Annotated in this window: 6 protein-coding genes; 4 read left to right on the top strand and 2 right to left on the bottom strand. The window is 67.1% G+C overall.

What is annotated here, in order from left to right; all coding sequences use genetic code 11:
• Together AAH979_RS42495 and AAH979_RS42490 are read left to right on the top strand one after the other, a co-directional pair.
• Nucleotides 1–390 (top strand): hypothetical protein (locus tag AAH979_RS42495; protein WP_346263780.1); only part of this gene is annotated, 390 nt, incomplete at its 5' end.
• A gap of 356 nt (nt 391–746) precedes the next feature.
• The gene (locus tag AAH979_RS42490) at nt 747–1,241 is read left to right on the top strand and encodes a hypothetical protein (RefSeq protein WP_346263779.1); all 495 of its coding nucleotides are present in this window, start codon (nt 747–749) and stop codon (nt 1,239–1,241) included.
• Nucleotides 1,242–1,389: 148 nt separating this feature from the next.
• Here the strand turns inward: AAH979_RS42490 and AAH979_RS42485 are convergent, their stop codons facing one another.
• Nucleotides 1,390–1,971 carry a dihydrofolate reductase family protein gene (locus AAH979_RS42485; RefSeq protein WP_346263778.1) on the bottom strand — a complete coding sequence of 194 codons (582 nt, stop codon included), beginning with the start codon at nt 1,969–1,971 and terminating at the stop codon, nt 1,390–1,392.
• Nucleotides 1,972–2,038: 67 nt separating this feature from the next.
• Entirely contained in the window at nt 2,039–2,878 is an 840-nt protein-coding gene (locus AAH979_RS42480; RefSeq protein WP_346263777.1) for a helix-turn-helix domain-containing protein, read from the bottom strand.
• Nucleotides 2,879–3,080: 202 nt separating this feature from the next.
• Here AAH979_RS42480 and AAH979_RS42475 point away from each other — a divergent pair, with 202 nt between their 5' ends.
• Entirely contained in the window at nt 3,081–3,425 is a 345-nt protein-coding gene (locus tag AAH979_RS42475; protein ID WP_346263776.1) for a hypothetical protein, read from the top strand.
• Between the two features lie 276 nt (nt 3,426–3,701).
• A complete protein-coding gene (locus AAH979_RS42470) occupies nt 3,702–3,881 on the top strand; it encodes a hypothetical protein (protein ID WP_346263775.1) in 180 nt (59 codons plus the stop codon).
• The last annotated feature ends 505 nt before the right edge of the window (nt 3,882–4,386 follow it).

Here is a 4,386-nt window from a genome sequence, read left to right as displayed (position 1 = left end):
AGCCCGGCCGGCAATCTGACGCTGCGTCATACCTCGCAGCAGCCGCGCACCTGCGTTTGGACCGCGATCGACAGGCAGGTCACGAGAGCCGGAATTGTCGTTCCGCTAAAACAGTCAAGCCCGCGCCCGCAACCGGAAGAGCTCGTTCGCCGGCACACCCGCGACGGTCAGCCCATCGCCCGGCTGGCCCGGTTCGACGCCCACGACAAGCTCTGGAGCACCCCGCTGCCCTACCTGTTCCACTCAACGGGGCACCAGCAGGCACGTCACTACCCCGGGCACGATCGTCAACATGCTGCACCGTCGGTGCGCGGCCATCGCCGAACACCACCCCGGCTTCCACGGTTTGAAGATAATCCGCATGACTTTCGGCGAATTGTCTTTGCTTAGTTTTCGTGTTGCGATTACGCCCAGCAGCCAGCGAGAGCTGGGTGTTTGCGTTTTGCCAGAGGCCGTGTGGTGTTTCTATGGTCTCCGGTCATGATCTTGAGCTTCTTCGCGTCCCAGGGTTGGGAGAGCTGGGACGTCGAGCGTCGGCCGCTGATTCCGGAGCGGATGCCGGTGCTGGTGGATAACGATCTGCGGTTCGAGGACGGTCCAGGCGCTCCGCGGCCGACGGTGGCGGTGAACCGGTGGCTGCGCGAGTTGCCCGCCGGCGGTGCGCCGTCACCGAATTCGTGGGAGGCGTACGCGCGGGCGGTCAAGGAGTGGATGGAGTTCTTGCCCGAACATGGTGTCGGGCTGCCATGGACCGGCTCCTGCGCGGCGAGATCCCGCCCGACGGCCGCTGCGACATCACAACCCGGGCCGTCGAGTCCGGCGTCGACCGCACCGCCTTCTACGGCACCCGGCCCTACGCCGATCTCCGCGCCGAGTTCGAACGGCGCCTACGGACCCTCCAGCAGGCTGGCGATCAGCCCGACCCGCGCGACGCGCAGATCACCCGCCTCAAGACCGAGATCACCGGGCTGAAGAACCGCGTGGTCGAGTCAACCAGCACGATCAACGAACTCACCGAGTTCCAGAGCCAGGCCCCTCGCGCGACTCGCCGCTCAACACGACGAGATCATCCGTCTGCGGGCCGCCGCCACCTCCGCCAGCCGAGTCAGCCGACTTCCGCAACTGGCAGCGACCATCGGCTCATGCAACTGACCGAGCGACCAGGCCGACAGCGAAGCGGCGTCGGTGTTCGGACAAGGGAGGGGGTCGGCCAAGATACGACGGAAACCGGCAACCAGTGATCTTGAGTTGAACTTGCCACAGGTGAGGTGCTGGGGTGGATCGGCGTCGGCTCTGCCCGGCCAGGGACAGCGATGCGCAAACGCAGCCGGAGGCCCGATCTTGTGTCACCTTTCGCAGTGGACTTCTTCGCGTACCCGCTCAGATCGGTCAACGGCGCACCCGATAGCGCAGGTGAAGCACCCGGTTGCCCTGAATCACCACGTCAGGATCCTCCAACAGGTGCTGCGCGTCGACCGACCCGAAGTAGCGCTTGCCGGACCCGAACACGACGGGTACGACGTCCATGCGCACTTCGTCGACCAGGCCCGCGGCAAGCACCTGGCCACCGACGTCGCCAGCGGCGACCTCGACCATGCGGTCACCCGCAAGCTCCTGCGCCTTGGCCACGGCTGCCTCGACGCCGTCGACGAAGTGAAACGGCGCCTCGGGGTCCCAGCCCTCGGGCTTCGGCCGGTGCGTCACGACGACCACGTGGTCGATCCCGCTCGGAGGCTTCCCGTCCCAGCCGTCCGTCATGTCGAAGACGTGGCGCCCGGCGATTGTCGCCCCGATCTGGTCCCAGTACGGCCGGGTGTAGTCGTAGGACGTCTGCGACACCTTCAATACGCCGCTCTCGTCCAACGGGACGTCACCGCTGGTCAACCAGTCGAACAGCGGTCCGGGCTGGTCGTTCTCGTCCGCGATGAAGCCGTCCACCGACACCGAGGCGTACATGACCACCTTGCCCACGGGGCGCTCCTCTGCTTTGGGGTGCCCTGAGATTAGCGTTTTCGTGAGCTGTCGCTCTTGTAAGAAATCAATCGGCCGGCAGCGGCCAGCCGTCCAGCACGTGGCCGGGATGTTCGCGCAGGAACCGCCGCCGGACTTCGACGTACCGGGTCGGCGCGAGCCCGGTGAACGCCCGGAACTCGTGGCCGAAGTGGGCCTGGTCGAAGTAGCCTGCGCCACCGGCGAGGTCGCCCCAGTCGATCGGTCCGGCGGGATTGATCGCGAACACGGTGGCGGCGAAGCGGTAGGTGCGGGCCAGCCGCTTCGGCGTGACGCCGATGAGCTCCTTGAACCGCTGTGCCAGATGAGTGCTGCTGACACCGGCTGCCACCCTCAGGTCGCCGATCGTCACGCCCCCGCTGGTCGCCGCGATGACACTGCTCATATGGCGGACCAGCCCCAGGCCGGCGGTCTCGCACAGCCGTCGCGTTAGCTCCTCCTCGAGCAGCGTCAGCATCTCGTGCGGTCCGTCCGCCGTGGCCAGCCGGTCTCGCAGCTCAGCAATGGCGGGCCGGCCCCAGACCTGCTCTACCGTCACGGGCCGGTCACACAGCTCGGCCGCGGGCATCGGCAGGAACGGCGCCAGCCCCCACGGCTTGAAGTGCACGCCGACCGACCGGGTCCGGAGTGGGTAGCCGAACTCCCACGCGCGGGTGGGCATGGTGACCACGCAGCCGTCGGCGTACTCGGCCGTCTCGATGTCGGTGCCGGCGCGGATGCGGAACGGCGCCCCGAGGTTGACGATGAGCAGTGCCGACGGCGCGGGCGGCAGCGTCAGCAGGGCGTACGGCGGCGCACCCTCCAGGTAGTAGAGGTCGTCGATCAGCCCGTCCAGCGGCGGTCGCGGCACTCTGGACACGTACTCCACGCCCACAGCATCGCCGATGCCCCGCCGGCATCGCGCGCCGGGATGGTCCAGCCGCGCTGCCGCCAGCATCGCGCCGGCAGCCCCTGGAGCCGGTATGCCCCTGGCGACGAACACGCCCGGTGACCGGCGCGACTACCACCGCAAGGAACACGCGACAGTTTCCGCGAGGGCACCAGGCCCGACCCCCAGGGAGGATCACGGGATGGAGCCACTGGCAGGCGGAGTTGACAACGTCGGGGCGGCCATCCGCGTCGATGACACGGTGCGCCGACCCGGCGGCCCGGCCGCGCCGCAAGTCCGCCTGTTCCTGCAACACTTTCAGGCGGTCGGTTTCACCGCCGCGCCAGTATTTCACGGCCTGGACGAACACGGCCGCGAAATACTGGACTATCTCGACGGAGATGTCGCGATCCCACCGTTTCCTGACTGGGTGGCCGACGAGGACTTGCTGGTCAGCGTCGCGCTCCTGCAATCCGAGCTGCATCGCGCTGCTGTCGGTTCCCAACTGCCTGAATGGATGCGCTGGCCTGCTCGTCAGCTGATGTAGCTTCCCCCTGGCGCGCGGGGCGATCTGGTTTGCCACACCGACCTGTGTCTGGAAAACGTCGTCGTTCATGATGGCCGTGCGGCGTTCATCGACTTCGATCTGGCGAGGCCAGCCAGCCCGCTGTTCGACATCGCCGTCGCAGCCCGCCACTGGATTCCGCTGCGCGACCCGGTCGACATCGCCGACGCCCGCGCCACGACCGACCTCATTGGCCGCTTCCGGCTGTTCGCCGATACGCATCACCTCGACGCCACGCAACGCGACCAGGTGATCGGCATGCTGCTTGTCTTCCTGGACCACGCATTGCACAGCACCCGGCGTCGCGCCGAGTCCGGCCATCCCGGGTTCGCGAAGATGTGGGCAGATGGCTACGAACGAATGAACCGCCGATCAAAAACCTGGCTGATCGACCACGCCCGCGACTTGGTCGACTCTGACGGCGGTCGACCATGGTGATCTGCGACACGCTCGCATCGTCGCAATGCAACGTGCGAAGCCAGCAAGGTGCTGAACGCGGCACTGGAGAATCGCGGTGTGCAATCACAACACCAATCCCACCGCACACGCCGACTGCGGAGACAAGGCGGGCCTTCGCCACCGAGCTCTCCTCTTGGCGGCGGAATGCCCCAGGTTGTGCAAGGTGCAGTTCGCGCGGAGCGCCGCGTTGGCCTTGTTGACGACCATCCGGACCGCGTTGTAAGTCAGCGGTCGGAAGAGGCGGCGCAGCGTCCATCACAACGCCTCGTCCCGGCCCGTCAGCGGCGCACGCTACTGCCCGGGAGCGCGCCCTGATCCAGGGCACTTCTGCGCCGAAGGGGCAAGGGTTGTGGAAATCCGGCAGGCGGCTGCCGAACCGTCAGATAATGCGGGGGTTGGCCTGTGAGCCATTTCCAACCTGATGGTGCAGGTCAGCGACGTGGCGGAGGCGGATAGCCGGGTGAGGTGAGGCTCCCGTTAAGAC

The sequence above is a fragment of the Plantactinospora sp. ZYX-F-223 genome (assembly GCF_039649625.1).
GTDB lineage: Bacteria > Actinomycetota > Actinomycetes > Mycobacteriales > Micromonosporaceae > Plantactinospora.
The sequence above is the reverse complement of the archived record's forward strand: the minus strand, read 5'-3'. Positions and strand labels throughout refer to the sequence as shown.